Raw genomic sequence first — 16,068 nt, forward strand, 5'->3', positions numbered from 1 at the left:
CAGGCTGACTGTCTACAACAATGGTCCGGAGCGAGGCTGTGGCAAGCCGCTTGTCGCGTCTGGCGCTTTGGCTTCCGCAAGCTGCGACAGGAAACGATCCATGAGCGGGGAAGTGCCGAAGCGACGATAGACGCGCTCTTCGGCGAGTGAAAACTGAGGATTGACGTTCGTCAGCTGCGCCATCGCCCGCTGCGCGCCTGGCGCGTCTCCGCGCTGGGTCAGGACTGCCGTATGTATCAGGAGGCAATCCGCCTCGCGCGGCGCGCGGATCAGGCATTCCCGCAAGACCTGGTCGGCCTCGTCGATGCGGCCGGCAGCATAGAGAGCCTGGCCGTAGACATAGGTGTAATACTCGGGCGCCATCGGATGCAGCCGCCGGGCGCGCTCGGCGTTGCTGACCGCCTCCTCATAGCTCCCGAAGCGGACCTGCGCCTTGGCCAGCGCCATCAGGCTGTCCGGGTCGTTCGGGTTGAGTTCGACCGCACGCTCCGCGGCCTGAATGGCGCTGGCGTAGTCGCCGGCGGCCGAAAGGCCGAAGCTCAGGGCCTGATAGCCTACGGCGAGATTGGGGTCGAGGCGAACGGCTTGGCGCGCCTCGCTGAGCCCCGTTTCCACGTCGATCCGAGTCGCCCTGCCGCTGAGGTTCTGTGCGAAGTCGACGATATAGGTCATGCCGAGATTGGCGCGCGCTGTGGCATAGCGAGGATCGAGTTCGAGGGCACGATGAAGCAGCGCACGCGCCGCAAGCAGCGCCTCGGCATCCCTCGATCCGTGTTTATAGCGGTCCCGCGCCTGCAGCACGAGATCGTAGGCCTGAAGATTTTCGGTCGGCCGTTCAGCCGCGTTCGATACTTCCGACTCGCGCACATAGGACACGAGATGCGAGACGATCTCGGCCGTCAGATCGGTCTGCAGCGCAAAGACGTCCTCGACGCGGCGGTCGTAGGTGCGCGACCAGAGATGGGCGCCGCTGCGCGCGTCGATCAACTGTGCCACCACGCGAAGCTGGTCGCCGGCGCGCCTGGCGCTGCCTTCCACCACATAGCCGGCCCCGAGCCTTTCTCCGATCCTGCGGATGTCCTCCGCCTGACCGCGCAGCGCAAAGGTCGAGTTGCGTGCGATGACCTGAAGGTCGGGATTTCGCGCTAGGTTGGCGATGATGTCCTCGGTCAGCCCGTCGGCGAAATAGGCCTGGTCGGTATCGCCACTCATGTTGTCGAAAGGCAGCACCGCAACGGTCGGCCGCGCATCTGCGGGCTCGGCGCCTGTCAGACGCACAATTCTGCCGGTCACATCCGCACCGATCGCCCGCAATGCGGGCACCTGAGTGAAAGCGGCGACGGCGACGAGCGCCGCAGCCCCCACCGCAAAAGGCAAAGCGGCACGCCGGCGGAGCGTAAACCTCCGTGTCCAGCCCCGGCCGCTCGCCTCTTCCGGCTCGAGCCGAACGGCGTAGACGGCGAGCGGCTCGGCGATGTTCTTGGCCTGCCTTCGCCCGACACTGTAGAAAAGCTTGCTGCGCCTCCGGTCGGCGCTGCGGACCACGGCCTCGCTGACGAATATGCTGGCCGGCGCTGCCATGGCCTCCAGTCGGGAAGCGACGTTGACGCCATCGCCGAACATGTCGCCATTGTCTTCTATGACGTCACCGAGGTTGATGCCGAGCCGCATTTGGAACGGCCGCTCGGCAAAGCCGTTTTGGATCTCGATCGCCGCATCGAGCGCCTCGTTGACGCTTGGGAAGGTCGCCAGAAAGCCGTCACCGGTGGTCTTGAAGGTGCGACCGCCATGTTTCTCGACGGTCGGTATGATCAGTTCGCTGAAGGTGGCGCGCAGGGCCGCGTAGGTCGAGGACTCGTCCTCGGACATCAGCCGGCTGTAGCCTACGATGTCACCTGCAATGATTGCTGCTAGTTTGCGTTCCATCACGAGCCTCGTCAGACGCATCTATATGGCACCGTCCTTGCCCGTCCACTCAAAACTCCGTGTGCGCACGCGTTCCCTCGCGGGGCGTCTTGCGACCACAGCGCCGCCGTCCGTCAACCGGTAGTGGTTTGCGGATCGCTTGCCAAACGACCGGACACGAGCCTTCACCCGGAACGAGGACGGAACCTATCGCGGCTCGCGAGGTTGGTCGGACTGAACAGGAGGATATAGCGATGGCCAAATGCGACCAGTGCGGCAACGGGTGTTTCCGTGCCCCTTGATGCTAAGATGCTTACCCGAGTGCCCACGAGCTGAGGAAAGGCCGTCCTCATGAAGCCTATGAACGAAGAGCACCTGGCCGTTCTGCGCAGGCACATGGTGGAGGTGATTGCAATCTATGTCGATCTTGCAAGCGAGGAACTCGGCAAGGCGGTGCTCGATGAACGGGTGATGGCGGCGATGCTGCGGGTGCCCCGGCATCTCTTCGTGCCCGCCCCGGTGGCGCCTCTTGCCTATCAGGACACGCCCTTGCCGATCGGCTTCGACAAGACCGTCTCGCAGCCCTTCATGGTCGCCCTTATGACCGATCTTCTCGATCCCCAACCGCATGAGGCGGTGCTCGAGATCGGCACCGGCCTGGGCTACCAAACCGCAATCCTCGCCGAACTCGCCGGGCAGGTTTGGAGCGTCGAGATCATCGAGGAATTCGCAAGCCATGCCGAGGCTCTCCTTGAGGGCTTCGGCTTGTCGAACATCGGCATCCGGGTCGGCGACGGCTCTCGCGGCTGGCCCGAGCACTCCCCATTCGACAAGATCCTGGTCACGGCGGCGGCCGAGGAGGCGCCGCCCGCCTTGCTCGAGCAGCTCAAGCCGATGGGCCGTATGGTTCTTCCTCTCGGATCCGAAGAACAGGTGCTGACGGTCATCGACAAGAATGCGGCGGGACAACTCAAGACGCGGAAACTCATCCCGGTTCGGTTCAGTCGGCTCGAGGCCGCCTGATGCGCGCGTCTGGGCATCCGGCGCACGGGAAGACGTGATAACAGCTCAAAGAGCTCACCTCGGCAGGCTACCTTCGCCGATCCCTTGCCGATCGCGTGCTGCGGAATCTCTGATCTCCGCGGGCGTTCGGCCGTAGGTCCGCCGAAACTCCTTGGTAAAATGCGAGGTGTTCACGAAACCGACGTCAAGCGCGACCTCGATTATCGGTTTCTTGCTCGTCAGCAGGATCTGCCTCGCCCGCTCCAGTCGCAGGCGTCGGAATGCAAGCGCGGGAGACATCCCCGCCTTCTCGGAGAACAACCGTTCGAGCTGGCGACGCGACAGGCCGACCGAGGCCGCAAGCTGCTCGATAGTGATGCCACCTTCGAGATGCTGTTCCATATTGATCAGCGTGGCCATGACGCGGTTGTCGTTGACGTAGTCGTGCAGCGGCTGCCGCGTCTGGATATCGAACTGCGACCGGGCCTTTTCGATCTGCAGGACTTCGAGCGCGTTGCGCTCGGCGTCCCGGCTGATGTGGCGCCTGACCAGGGCAGCGGCAAGATCGGCGGCACTGCTTCCCCCCGCACAGGAGCCGCGCTTGCGGTCGAGATTGAACAGCCGATCCGGTCGGACGTCATGATCGGGAAATCGTTCGCGAAACTCGTGGTAGTGAAGCCAGCTCACGCAGGTCTGGTGTTCCTTCATCAGGCCGGCCTCCGCCAGAATGAAGGAGCCGGTGCACAGGCCGATCAACGGAACGCTTTTCGAAGCGGCCCGCTTCAGAAACCGGGTTGTTTCATGGTCGACCGGCTGCTCGACACTGAGAAGGCCGCCAACGACGGCAATGTAGTCGAACTCGCCAGGATCGACGAAGTCCGATGTAGGAGCGACCTGGACGCCGCAGCTCGAGGTGATCAGGTGCCTGGTGCTGCCGAGGACCTGCCAATCCGCAAGCACGCGGCCCGATCGGTCGAGCTGATCGCTCGCAAGCCGCAGCGTGTCAACGAATAGCGCAAAGGCGGACAGCGTGAACCATCGCGAGAGGATGAATCCGATTTTCAGCCGCTGCGCCTGCGGAGCGGCCGCCGGCGCCGATGAGTGCACGGAGTGTCCCATTTTACTCTGGCTCCTCTGCAGGCGCTCACCCGGCACTGCGGTTCACCTGATCTGAAATCCGTGGGCCAAGGGATCGCGGTCGTCGACGAAAATCGTATTGTGGCCGGTGATCCGCGCCCATGCTCCGATACTCGGCATGATGCCCTCGCAGGCCCCGACCCTGGCTGCCGCCTCGATCTGGCCGTCGAACACCGTGCCGATCAGGCTTTCATTCCGATAGGTGTCACCGACCTTCAGTCGTCCTTTTCCGTACAACTGCGCCATGCGGGCGGAGGTCCCTGTTCCGCCGGGCGAGCGGTCGATCGCCTTATCGCCATAGAAGACCGCACCCCGGCCGTCGGCATTTTCGTTGGTCGGCCGATCGCACCAGATCGCGTGGTGGACGCCGCGAATCCTGTCATCCTCCGGGTGCACCGGATCGCAAACGGCTGCAAGCGCCGTGCGGAGTTTCTGGCTGACGCCGACGATCTCGGACGCGGTCATGCCGTCGAGACCTGGCCAGTTCCCCTGCGGCTCGACGACCGCATAGAAATTGCCGCCATAGGCAATGTCCACGACCAGCCGTCCGACACCCGGCACGTCGACTTCGACATCGGCGCTGTCGAGGTAGCTCGCGACGTTGAACAGCCGCACGTTTCTGACGAAATCGCCGTCCATCTCGTACCTGACGTCCACCCTTCCTGCCGGCGTCTCGATAGACAAGGTGCCGGGAGTCTTTGGCCTGACAAGGCCTTCCTCGATCACGACGGTCGAAAGGCCGATCGTGCCGGCGCCGCACATCGGCAGGCAACCGCTGACTTCGATGAACAGCGCCGCGAAATCGCAGTCGTCCCTGAAGGCCGGATAAATGATGGCTCCGGACATCACATCGTGGCCGCGCGGTTCGAACATCAGCGCCTGGCGTATCCAGTCATGGTCGCGAACGAAGATCTCGCGCCGCTCGGCTATCGGCAGATGCGGCAGCAGAGGCCCGCCGCCGGCGACCACGCGGACCGGATTGCCGCAAGTGTGTGAATCGATGCAGAAGAAACTGTGCCGCATGATAAGTCCTATCGGTCCGCTGGCGACATGCCACCTCGCTGAAGCGCGCCGCGAGAGAGCCTGTCGAGAAGGAGCGCGACCGCGACGATCGCGAGGCCGGCGCGCAGGCCGAGGCCCATTTCCATTCGCGTCAGTCCGCGCGTGACCTCAGCACCGAGCCCGCCTGCACCGACAAGTCCGGCAAGCACGACCATGGCGAGCGACAGGAGGATGCATTGGTTGAGGCCGACGAGCAGCGTCGGCTTTGCAGCGGGTATTTCGATCTTGAAGAGGATCGAGCGCGGCGAGGCCCCGATCGCCTGGCCAAGTTCAAGCAGGTCCTTCGGCACCTGGTTGAACGCCAGCGTCGTCAGCCGCAGCATCGGCGGTATGCCATAGACGATCGTCGCGATGATTGCCGGTACCCGCCCGAGGCTGAAGATCATCACCGCCGGAATGAGATAGACCCAAGGCGGGACCGTCTGCATGATGTCGAGGACGGGACGGATCGCCGCCTCGAAAGCCTTCACACGCGAAGCGAGGATCCCGAGCGGAAAGGCGATCAGGACGGAAATCGCCACGGCCACGGTGACGAGGGCAATCGTCTGCATCGAAGCGGCCCAGAGACCCATGATGAGACAGAAGCCGAGTGCCGCTCCGGCGAGAATCGCCGCCCGTATATTGACGAGGACGAAGGCGAGAAGCACCACGATTGCGATCAGCATATAGGATGGCATCGCAAGGAGCGCCGCCTCGATCCCCGAAAGCACGGCCTCGACGACAGCGCTGATCAAGGCGAACAAGGGATGGAAATTTGCGTTGAGCCAGTCGACCGCCGGGGCGAGATATACTCCCGGCGAAAATTGAAACGCGAAAGGGTTCATGATTTTGCTCCCTTGCCGATGCGGGCCGCGCTCTGCGTGATCCGGTCGAGCACCATGGTCAGCACGACGATGGCGATGGCGGCATCGATCGACTTGGCGATGTCGAGTGTCCGGATCGCCCCATAGATCGTTTCGCCAAGACCGCCCGAACCGACGATGCCGGCGATCACGACCATGCCGAAGGCCATCATCAGGCTTTGGTTGATGCCCGCCATGATACTCGGCAGCGCAAAGGGCAGACGGATCTTGAAGAACATCTGCCATCTGGTGATTCCGACGGCCTGACCCAGCTCGATGAACTCGTGCGGCGTCATGCGGATGCCGAGCGATGTCAATCGGACGGCCGGAGGCATGGCGACAACGAAGGTTGCGATGAGCGCGGTCGCCGGTCCGTAGCCCAAAAGCGCGATCGCAGGCAGGAGATAGATGTAAGGCGGCAGGGTCTGGATGAGATCCAGGGCCGGTTCCAGCAAACGATCGAGCGCCGGCAGAAAGCCGGCAACCACGCCCAGCGGCAGCCCGACGAGAAGCGCGAGGGAGGTCGCGGTAATCACCAGAGCCAAGGTGCTCATCGTTTCCGGCCACAAGCCCATGAACGAGCAGAACGCCAGTGCGACCCCCGCCAGGACGCCGAACCAGGCGTTCACCAGCCGCCAGCCAAGAGCGCCGAGAATGATGACGATAATGTAGAATGGCGGCAGTTCGAGCACCCAGAGGATGCCGTCATAGAAGCCTTCGAGCAGCGACCGCACGAAATCGAAGAGGAACTCGCCATTGTCGCTCAGCCACTCGAGCGCCGAGTCCGTCCACGTATCGAACGTGTCCGCGAAACCTGAACTGTCCATTTCCAACCGCTCCTCTAAGCAGCTGCCGCGTGCTCGCCCGCGGGCGTGCCCTTGACGCCGGCCAGCAGGCTCCGGGCTGTCACCACACCGACGACGCTGCCTTTGTCGATGACCGCGATCGCATCCCGGTCGGACTGCATCGTCAGCTCGATGAGCTCGTCGATGTCTGCCTCGGGCCTCGTTTTGACGAGCGCACCGACGTCGTTCAGCGGATGCCGCTTCTGGTATTCGGCCACGGGGACCATCACCGAATGCGCCTTGATCAGGTGGAGACGTGAAATTCCGGCCACGAAGTCGGCGACATATTGATCGGCGGGGTTGAGAACGATGTCCTCTGCCGTACCCACCTGGATGATGACGCCGTCCTTCATGATCGCGATCCGGTCGCCGATGCGGATCGCCTCGTCGAGGTCATGGGTAATGAACACCGCCGATTTTCCGAGCTCCTTGGTGAGCTGCCGGAATTCGTCCTGCAGCTGCCGGCGGATGAGCGGATCAAGGGCGCTGAACGGCTCGTCCATGAGAATGATTTCCGGATCCGAGGCGATGGCGCGCGCCAGCCCGACGCGCTGCTGCATGCCGCCCGACAGCTCTGCCGGAAAACGATTGAGCCAATCGCCAAGGCCGACTTTCTCCAGCGCGGCCTTGGCAGTCCGGTTGCGCTCGGCTTTCGGGACGCCCTGCACTTCGAGACCGAAGGCAGCATTGTCGAGCACCGTTCGATGCGGAAGCAGCGCCACGCTCTGAAACACCATGCCGATGTTCTGGGCCCGCATCTGCCGGAGTTGAGCCGCATCGAGCATGGAGAGATCCTTGCCCTTCACGAGTACCTTGCCGAGGCTCGGCGCAATCAGCCTGTTCAGAAGCCGAATCAAGGTGGACTTGCCGCTGCCCGACAATCCCATGATGCAGAAAATTTCGCCGCGGCGAACCTGAAGGCTGGCGTCCGAAACGCCGACGACGCAGTTGTACTCCTGCAGGATCTGTTTTTTCGACAAGCCGCGCTTCGCAACGGCTTCCATCGCGGCGTGTGCCTTGTCGCCGAAAATCTTCCAGACCGATTGGCAGTCGATCAGCACTTCGTTCGCTTCGATGCTTGCCATTTCCTCACTCCCTGGGAGCCAAACTTGCGCCGGCAGTGCCGCACAAGGTTTGGCAGCGGCCGCCCGGACAGGTCTCCAGGCGGCCAATTGCGGTTTTGCACCTCAGTAGTTCTTGATGTTTCCCCACCGCTTCAGGAGGTCGGCATGGCTATCCGTCCAATCCTTCACGGCCTCATCCATCTTCTTGCCGTCGCTGACGGCGCCATTGATCGCGGTGATGTCGGCCAGCGGCACGTAGACGCTCGCCAGGATCTCGCGGGCCTGCGGGTTTTCTTCCGAGAAGCCCTTATGGCCGATCCAGTAGTAGCTCTGCGGCGGCGGGAAGACGCCCTTCGGGTCCTTCAGGAACTTCACGTCGTATTTCTGCATCATCCAGGACGGCTCCCAGATCGTCACCGCGATCCACTCCTGCCTGTCGATCGCCGATTTCAGCGCCGCCGTCATGGCCGCGGTGCTGCCTTCCACGAGCTCGAGCTTGAGGCCGTATTCCTTGACCGCGTTCGCGGTGTCGCGCATCAGGCCCGAGCCCGGCTCGATCCCGATGATCTTGCCGTCGAACTTGTCCGCGATATCGTTGAGCTGGTCGATGGAGTCGATCGTCACGTAACTCGGCACGGCAATCGATTGGTAGAGGCCGTGGGATACCGGCGAGATCTTCTCCAGACGGTTCTTGTTCTTGTCCCAGTAGTCCTGGGCGACATAGTCGGTCTGGGAAGCCAGGATCTGGATATCGCCCTTGCTCAGGGCCGCATAGGCGATGCCCCACTCCGAAAACTCGGTCACCTTGACCGTGTAGCCGGCGTCTTCCAGAACCTTCTTCGTGATCCCTGTGATGGGGGTGAGGTCCTCCCACGAGAGGGTTCCCATCTCGATGGTCTTCTCCTCGGCGCGAGCCGGCATCATGGTCAGGCCGACCATCGCAGCGGCGCAGAATGCTTTCCAAAGTGTCTTCACGGTTCACTCCTGTTCTTGGTTCCCGTTGTTTTTCAAAGACTGCTCATTCAGTCTTCGTCATTGCGTGGTCGCCGGCTTAGCCCTCCCGACCAGCTCGCAATTCCTGCCAGCGGATCACCGAGTTGATGCCGAGCCAGGCAAAGGGCTCCGGCGGCAACTTCGCCGGGATCGGCTGATCCTTGTATGTCTTGAGATTCCGGCTCCCGGTGTTCGTGGCGAGTTCCGCGGCCATCATGCCCGCCAGCGTGCTCTTGACGGTTCCGAGACCGTTTTCGCAGCAGGCGGAATAGAGCCCCTCCTCCACCTCGCCGAAGGCCGGCACGTGATTCCGGCTGAGGCAAAGCGCCCCGGCCCAGCTGAACTCGAAGGGCACACGCTGAAGTCCGGGGAACCGCGCATCGAACGATCGTCTCTGCTCGGCGGCGATACCGGCGATGCGCTTCGTGGAGACTTGCAGGCTCGGGTCGTAGGTGAAGCGCGTCCTGATCACGATGCGCGATTGACCGCCACTGCTGATCTTCCTGACCGTCGCCCCCATCGGATCCGCCGGCAACAACGCCCAACGGTCGACTCCGCTCGCCCGGCTGCCGAACTCCTTCGGCGAGAAGGCAGCCGTCATGGAGGCGTAGGTGAAGATGTGCATCAGCCGACGACGGAAATACCCGAAGCTCTCGACGTGGCCATTCACGGCCAGGATCACCCGGGGCGCCGTCACGGTGGCGCGGTTGGATTTCGCCTTCCAATCCTTCCCCTGCCGGGTCAGTTCGAAGACCGGCGAATGTTCATAGAGATCGACTTTGGAACCCAGGCCGTGCGCCAGACCTCTGATATACTCTGCCGGCTGGATCAACACGGCGCCCGGCGTGTAGAGGCCGCCGCGATAATAATCGGAGCCGGTGATCTCGCGCATCTGCTGGAGGTCGATCAGCTCGTGCTTCTCGCCGATCCGCTGAAGCGAAGCGGCATAATTCCTGTTGAATTTCAGGCCCCGCTCGCTGGCCGCAGCGTTGATCTTTCCGGATGGGTCGAACGTCTCCTTCCCCATTCCGTACTCGGCGGCAGCCTCCGCGGCGAATGAGATGGCGAGACGGTTCTGCTCCATTTCCAGCGCAGTCGCCTTCTCGTCGGCGACCGAATACTCGCCGGACGCAAGGTTATGCGGCACATCGATCATATAGCCGGAGTTGCGGCCGGCCGTGCTCTTGGCAACCTCCGTCGCATCGAGCACGACGATCTTTTCCCCGGCTCTCAGCTGCGACAACCTTCGCGCGGCCGAGAGACCCGCGAAGCCCGCGCCGATGATAAGCCAATCGGCGCGAACATCGCTCTCAAGCGTCTGCATCTGGAACCGGCGGGTGCTGATGGCCTCCCAGCCGGACCTACCCGTATCGACGGGCAATCGCTTGATGGCGTGATGGTTCATCGAACCGTCTCGTCCACCGAGCGATCCGAGACATCGATCCAGATTGTCTTCAGCTCGGTATACTGGTCGTGCGCCCAGATGGACTTGTCGCGGCCGCCGAAACCGGATTCCTTGTAGCCGCCGAACGGTGTCGTCGCGTCGCCTTCGCCGAAGCAGTTGACGGTAACGACGCCGGCGCGGATCTCGCGCGATAGCTTGATCGCGTTCCGGAGACTGCCGGTGTAGACCGAACCCGTGAGGCCATAGACCGTGTCATTGGCAAGGGTGATCGCCTCCGCCAGGCTCGTGAAGGTGGTGACGGAAAGCACCGGACCAAAGATTTCCTCCTGGAAGAGGCGGCTGTCGCGGCCGACGCCGTCGACGACGGTCGGCTCGACAAAGTTGCCGCCTTCACGGGTATCTCCGCCAAAGAGCAGCGAAAGCTTCTCGGTCTGGATATCGTCCAGGAAGGACTTCACCTTCTCGAAGTGCGCTTTGCTCACCAGCGATCCGATGCGGTTTTCCGGGTTGAGCGGGTCGCCCATCCGCCATTCCCGCATATAGGCGCCGATCCGTTTCAAGAGCTCGTCCTTGACGTCGGCGTGAACGATCAGGCGGGAGGTCGCGGAGCAGTTCTCGCCCATATTCCAGAAGGCGCCATTGACGACCTGCTCGGCGACGAGGTCGAGATCCTCGACGTCGTTCATCACAACGGCAGGGTTCTTGCCGCCGCATTCGAGTACGACCCGCTTCAGATTCGAGTCCGCCGCATAACGCAGGAAGCGCCGGCCGGTCGCGGTCGAGCCGGTGAAGCTGACCATGGAGACATCCATGTGCATGCCGAGCGGCTCGCCGACATCCTTGCCGCTGCCGGTGACGACGTTGAAGACGCCGGCGGGAATGCCGGCTTCATGCGCAAGTTCAGCCACCCGCAGTGCCGTCAGGGTCGTTTCCTGCGCCGGTTTGACGACAATGGAGCAGCCGGCTGCGAGCGCCGGGCCGATCTTCCAGGCGAGCATCAGCAGCGGAAAGTTCCATGGCAGCACCAGGCCGACGACGCCGATCGGTTCGCGCACCACCAGCGTCAGGGCGTTCGAGCCGACCGGTGCGGTGTTGTCGTAGATCTTGTCGATCAGCTCGGCATGCCAGCGGATGGTGTGGATCGTATCCGGCACATCAATCGTCTGGACCTCGCGGATCGGCTTGCCGCTGTCGAGGCTTTCTAGCACCGCGAGTTCATGGCGGTTGCGCTCGAGCAGCCTCGCGAACTTCAGCAGGACGTCCTTCCTCTCGCCGGGAGAGCGAAGATGCCAGCGGCCGTCTTCGAAGGCTTGCTTGGCCTTGGCCACGGCATAGTCGACGTCGGAAGAATCGCAGGCGGCGATTTCCGTCAGGACTTCGCCGGTCGCCGGATTGGTCGTCTTGAAGGTCTTTCCGGATTGAGCGGGACGAAAGGCGCCGTCGACAAAGGCGTTCGACGGATAGGACATCGACTTGGCTATCGCCGCATATTCCGCTGCGGTCAGAAGATCATGCATAATTGGCTCCCGATGTGATGTGGGCGACGCTTCGCTTCAGGTTGCTGATGACTGTCTGAAGGCTTCGCTTCTCTTCCGAATTCAAGGGGCGCAGCGGTGCGCGCACCTCGCCGACGTTCAGGCCGTTCAGCTCGCAGCCGTGCTTGATCGACTGGACGAACTTGCCGCATTCGAGAAAGTCCATCAGCGGCAGCATCGCCGCCATGATTGCGCGGCCCTTGTCGAAGTTCTTTTCGAGCACACAGGCTTCGTAGAGGGCGACATGTTCGCGCGGCAGAAAGTTGGAGCCGGCACAGACCCAGCTTTTCGCGCCCCAGGCGAAGAATTCGAGCGCCTGGTCGTCCCAGCCGCAGGAGAGCGAGATGTGCGGAAACTTCCGGGCGAGCAGGTGCAGGTTGCCCATGTCGCCGGAGCTCTCCTTGATCGCCACGACGTTCTTGGACTTGCCGACGCGGGAGAAGTATTCGTCTCCCATCATCACGCCCATGCGGGCCGGATAGTTGTAGAGCATGATCGGCAGGTTGGCGGCGCGGTCGACGGTCAGCGCATGCACCGCGTTCTCGCGCTCCGTCGGCAGGGCATAGGGCGGCGACGAGACGAGGATCGCGTCGGCCCCGATGTCTTTGGCGGCCTTCGCATATTCGACCGAATCCTCCGTCCGCGTCGCACCGGTGCCGACGATCAGCGGCAGCCGCGTGCCGATGACGTCCTTGGCATGGGCCGCAAGGTCGACGCGTTCCTGCGCCGACTGCGCGTAGTATTCGCCGGTGGATCCGCCAACAATGATGCCGTGGACCTTGGCCTCGATCAGAGATTCAAGAACCTCCGCGAACGCCTTCATGTTGATCGTGCCATTGGTGTAAGGCGTCACCGCAGGCGTATAGATACCTTCGAACTTCAAGACAGTTTCTCCATCTGCGGTTTGGCCGGGCCATCGACCAGGGCGTCGGCCTTCATGCCCTGCGGCGCGATGAACATCTCCATGTTCTCTCGCGAGAGTTCCCAATGCTCGAAGACGAGATCGACGACCGCGTCCTCGTCATGCGCGGCGATCGCCGCGATGAACGCGTCATGGTGCTCGACGGCGACGCGAAGCCGCTTTTCCATGTCCTCGTTGCGCGGGCGGAAGAAGGTGTGGCCGATGCGGGCGTGATCGATCAGTAGGCGGCCGAGGCTCGGCTGCAGGTAGACGTTACCCGACATCTCGCCCATGATCTCGTGGAAGCGGTTGTTCTCCAGCACCATCGCAGGGGCGTCCTTGGACCCTGCAGCAGTGCGAAACCGCTCCTGCGTGTCCTTCAGTTGCGTCATCTGTCTGGGCTTGAAGTTCTGGACGGCCAGCCGGCCGATCGCTGCATAGACCATGGGCGCGACCAGAAAGAAATTCCTGAGCGTCGAATGATTCATGGGCGCTACCCGCGCCCCGCGGTTCTCCCGGATTTCGACATATCCCTCCCCCTCGAGGCGGCGGATGACTTCTCGCACTGGGGTCCGGGACACGCCGTAGCGCTCGCTGAGGACCACCTCGTCCAGGTCCTCGTCCGGATCCAGGTCCATCGTCAGTATTTGCCGTTTCAGATCTTCGTAGAGACCGTTCTTGCCGCTCTTCACAGGGACCTCCTCCGACGTCGGGAAGTTGGCTGGTAGGCGCACCGTCGCATTCGAGGCGCACCGAGTCAAGAAAAATGTATTATCTGCGTATACACTTGTTATGCGCAAGGAATACATTTTCATGAGGGGACAGTCTTCGGGCTTCCATGTCACAGGAACCGAAAGCGTCTGGTGACAATGGGTTAAGGGAGCCGCACGATCGCTGCGGCGCGCAGGGAAGCGGCTGTTGCGGCGAGAGAAATATGGCTGCTTGTGCGCTGCTCGAGTCGCGAAGTTTTCGCGAGCGATCTACAGCGTCAGTCGCGCAAATATTGCTGCAGCACTTTGCTCGCTGCCTGCTCTAAACTCGGCTGCGAGTCATGGAAACATACGGTAGCCGCGAACTTCGAAGTCGAATCGCGCAAAAGATGCTCTTCGCCTCCGCCGGTCGCTGCGCACCTTCGCAGCATCCGCCCCGACCGATCGATCCTCAGACGGCGTAAAGCTCGACCGGCTTCTCAAAGCCCTTGAGATGATATTCCCGACCTATGCTGTCGGCCGTCTGACTCTGCGCCCGCTCGAGAACGGCCCGGGTTACGAGAATCCCGCCCGCTTCGGCGGCTGCCTGGGCGCGAGCGGCAGTATTCACAACCGTTCCAATCGCCGTCAGGTCACGATGCGACCGACCGAACTCTCCAAAGCTGGCCTCGCCCGAGTCGATGCCGATCCCGACGCCGAATTCGCTTCCATCCAGGCCTTCGCCCGCGTGCAGTTCGCGACGCAGTTGGCAGCGGCGCTGGATCTCCCGTGCAGCCAGAACGGCACATTCCGCATGGTCCTGGCGGGGGATCGGAAAGTTGAAAATTGCCATGACCGCGTCTCCGACCGTCTTGTTGAGAAGACCGTCGAATTCCCAGATGGCCTCGGCACATTCATCGTAAAAATCATCCAGCAGGGACGAGACCGCATCTGCCGAAAGCGACTGCGACAGCGTGGTATAGCCCCTCAAGTCTGCAAAAAGCACGGTCACGTCAACGGTGATCTTGCGGGCCTTCATCACGCGTGTGAACATGAGTTCGCAAATGGTGCAGGTGTTCGGATTCATCCGGCTCGGGCGGATCCCGAAGGCGCGGAAGGGTATGGACGCCGGTCCGCGCAGAGGCACGGGCAGACGCATCTGCTCCCAGCAGCCCTTGCAGATTCTCGATTGAGAAAACGACATGTCGCCGCGGCTCCCTATATAGGTCGCCGCGATTTTCTCACATCTCAGTCGGAAAATCTTTCGAATATCAATCGAAGACTCCGGCAAGGAGGCTTTTGAGGTCGTGACGGTTTTGGCCCGGGCCGGCACGCGTCATTCTCGTCAGAACCAGAGATCGCCCACGCATCGCCCCTTGGACGGCAGGTCCTCAAACGTGTCGAGGCCGTCGAAATGATCAATCGGCAGGTCAAAAACGGCATCCGGCGGCGCAAGCCGCAGGTTCACGGCCATGCGCCGCCGGCCATCCCCGTCAAGCCGCAGGCCGCGCCAACTCAGGACACAGGCGCATGAGGGGCAAAACAATATCTCAAGCGATGATCTGTCGCGGCCGGCGCGCGTGTAGGAGGCCGTCTCCCCCGTGACGGCGATGCGCTCTCCTTCGTAGCCATAGGCCCACAGCGCCCCATAGCGCCGGCAGAGCGTGCAGTTACACGCTGTGATCGAGGGGGGATCACCCTCCAGGGTCCAGCTCGCTTTACCGCTATGACATGAGCCGATCAGCATGAGCCCGCCGTTCAGTCGCGCTGCCTGTTCAACGGCGGCATCCTGCCTCAATCAGGCCATGGCAGCAACGACCGTTTCGGGCCGAGCCACCCTGTGGGTGGTCCGGCAGCAAAAAATGTAGGCCGCGATTGACTTGCGGAAATTTGGCGAGGCGAGGGCGATCACTCCTATTCGGATCGCGAATGCGATGTATCAAATCCGAAGGAAATGCGCTTCAGGCGGCGAAGTCATGATAACGGAAAGAAGAACCCCTTGTTCAATCCGCTGCGGGCTGGACTTCACGCGTTTATCGCGTCGTTGAAGCAGAAGACTGCAACATAGGTCGCCGAGCTTGCTTACCCAGCGGAACCTTTCCGTCCGGGGCACATTTCCACCCGAGGGTGGGTCGTGGCAACCGGACGCCTCACCCGAGATTTTTCCCTTTGTTCGGACGAGCTCCGCCATGACCACAATGACGCTTTCCGATATCGCCAAGAAGATCGGGAATATCGATTTCTGCATGTTGGCGACGAAGGCAGAGACGGGTGCGATTTCCCATCGCCCGATGAGCAACAATGGCGATGTCGAATATGATGGCGACTCGTGGTTCTTTTCCCATGACGATACCAACAAGGTAGCCGACGTCCGTCGCGATCCGCGGGTGACACTATCGTTTACCGAACCACCAGGCCTTCTCGGAAAGCCCGGCATCTTCGTTTCCATCGAGGGCCGTGCGACGGTCATCCGCGATAGAACGCAGTTTCAGAAGCATTGGGTGGAGGGATTGGAGCGCTGGTTTGCCCAGGGTGTCGACACACCCGGTCTCGTGCTCATCAAAGTGCATGCCGACCGAATTCAATATTGGGACGGCGAGAAAAACGGTATCGTCCAGCTATAAGCGGCACGTTCATGGCGAGTGGGGGAGTGAAAGTCGGCCCTGTGAATTTCAGGTACACTGCGGA

15 protein-coding genes are annotated in these 16,068 nt (G+C 62.1%); 2 read left to right on the forward strand and 13 right to left on the reverse strand.

The features are described from left to right. Window positions 1–12: 12 nt before the first annotated feature. A complete protein-coding gene (locus CO664_RS20160; RefSeq protein WP_097539722.1) occupies window positions 13–1,926 on the reverse strand; it encodes an adenylate/guanylate cyclase domain-containing protein in 1,914 nt (637 codons plus the stop codon). 330 nt (window positions 1,927–2,256) lie between these two features. Here CO664_RS20160 and CO664_RS20165 point away from each other — a divergent pair, with 330 nt between their 5' ends. Beyond that, window positions 2,257–2,928: a protein-L-isoaspartate(D-aspartate) O-methyltransferase gene (locus CO664_RS20165; protein ID WP_097526619.1), complete on the forward strand. Its 672-nt coding sequence runs from the start codon at window positions 2,257–2,259 to the stop codon at window positions 2,926–2,928. A 54-nt stretch (window positions 2,929–2,982) separates the two neighbouring features. On the opposite strand, the gene CO664_RS20170 is transcribed toward CO664_RS20165, so the two are convergent. The 12 genes from CO664_RS20170 to CO664_RS20225 all read right to left on the reverse strand — a co-directional run bounded on the left by CO664_RS20170 (window position 2,983) and on the right by CO664_RS20225 (window position 15,127). Then, complete coding sequence (locus CO664_RS20170) at window positions 2,983–4,026, reverse strand: helix-turn-helix domain-containing protein (RefSeq protein ID WP_097539723.1); 1,044 nt, start codon at window positions 4,024–4,026, stop codon at window positions 2,983–2,985. A 42-nt stretch (window positions 4,027–4,068) separates the two neighbouring features. Next, entirely contained in the window at window positions 4,069–5,067 is a 999-nt protein-coding gene (locus tag CO664_RS20175; RefSeq protein WP_097539724.1) for a 4-hydroxyproline epimerase, read from the reverse strand. 8 nt (window positions 5,068–5,075) lie between these two features. After that, window positions 5,076–5,930, reverse strand: a complete 855-nt coding sequence (locus CO664_RS20180) for an ABC transporter permease subunit (protein WP_097539725.1) — start codon at window positions 5,928–5,930, stop codon at window positions 5,076–5,078. After that, window positions 5,927–6,775: an ABC transporter permease subunit gene (locus CO664_RS20185; RefSeq protein WP_097526623.1), complete on the reverse strand. Its 849-nt coding sequence runs from the start codon at window positions 6,773–6,775 to the stop codon at window positions 5,927–5,929. Before CO664_RS20185 ends, CO664_RS20180 begins: the two co-directional genes overlap by 4 nt. 14 nt (window positions 6,776–6,789) lie before the next feature. After that, window positions 6,790–7,878 (reverse strand): glycine betaine/L-proline ABC transporter ATP-binding protein, encoded by a 1,089-nt coding sequence (locus tag CO664_RS20190; protein WP_097539726.1) that lies wholly within the window; start codon window positions 7,876–7,878, stop codon window positions 6,790–6,792. Between the two features lie 102 nt (window positions 7,879–7,980). Then, on the reverse strand, window positions 7,981–8,832 hold the full coding sequence (locus CO664_RS20195; protein WP_097539727.1) for a glycine betaine ABC transporter substrate-binding protein: 852 nt from the start codon (window positions 8,830–8,832) through the stop codon (window positions 7,981–7,983). A 76-nt stretch (window positions 8,833–8,908) separates the two neighbouring features. Then, window positions 8,909–10,255 carry an FAD-binding oxidoreductase gene (locus tag CO664_RS20200; RefSeq protein WP_097539728.1) on the reverse strand — a complete coding sequence of 449 codons (1,347 nt, stop codon included), beginning with the start codon at window positions 10,253–10,255 and terminating at the stop codon, window positions 8,909–8,911. Continuing rightward, window positions 10,252–11,772 carry an aldehyde dehydrogenase gene (locus CO664_RS20205; RefSeq protein WP_097539729.1) on the reverse strand — a complete coding sequence of 507 codons (1,521 nt, stop codon included), beginning with the start codon at window positions 11,770–11,772 and terminating at the stop codon, window positions 10,252–10,254. The genes CO664_RS20200 and CO664_RS20205 overlap by 4 nt, the downstream gene beginning before the upstream one ends. After that, window positions 11,765–12,673 (reverse strand): dihydrodipicolinate synthase family protein, encoded by a 909-nt coding sequence (locus CO664_RS20210; RefSeq protein WP_097539730.1) that lies wholly within the window; start codon window positions 12,671–12,673, stop codon window positions 11,765–11,767. The genes CO664_RS20205 and CO664_RS20210 overlap by 8 nt, the downstream gene beginning before the upstream one ends. Further along, on the reverse strand, window positions 12,670–13,383 hold the full coding sequence (locus CO664_RS20215) for a GntR family transcriptional regulator (RefSeq protein ID WP_097526629.1): 714 nt from the start codon (window positions 13,381–13,383) through the stop codon (window positions 12,670–12,672). The genes CO664_RS20210 and CO664_RS20215 overlap by 4 nt, the downstream gene beginning before the upstream one ends. A 469-nt stretch (window positions 13,384–13,852) precedes the next feature. Next, a complete protein-coding gene (locus CO664_RS20220; RefSeq protein WP_176536629.1) occupies window positions 13,853–14,584 on the reverse strand; it encodes an adenylate/guanylate cyclase domain-containing protein in 732 nt (243 codons plus the stop codon). Window positions 14,585–14,725: 141 nt separating this feature from the next. Beyond that, a complete protein-coding gene (locus CO664_RS20225; protein WP_097539793.1) occupies window positions 14,726–15,127 on the reverse strand; it encodes a GFA family protein in 402 nt (133 codons plus the stop codon). A 442-nt stretch (window positions 15,128–15,569) separates the two neighbouring features. Here CO664_RS20225 and CO664_RS20235 point away from each other — a divergent pair, with 442 nt between their 5' ends. Further along, entirely contained in the window at window positions 15,570–16,004 is a 435-nt protein-coding gene (locus tag CO664_RS20235; protein ID WP_037419970.1) for a pyridoxamine 5'-phosphate oxidase family protein, read from the forward strand. The last annotated feature ends 64 nt before the right edge of the window (window positions 16,005–16,068 follow it).

The organism is Sinorhizobium sp. NG07B (assembly GCF_002532005.1).
Taxonomy (GTDB): domain Bacteria; phylum Pseudomonadota; class Alphaproteobacteria; order Rhizobiales; family Rhizobiaceae; genus Sinorhizobium; species Sinorhizobium fredii_C.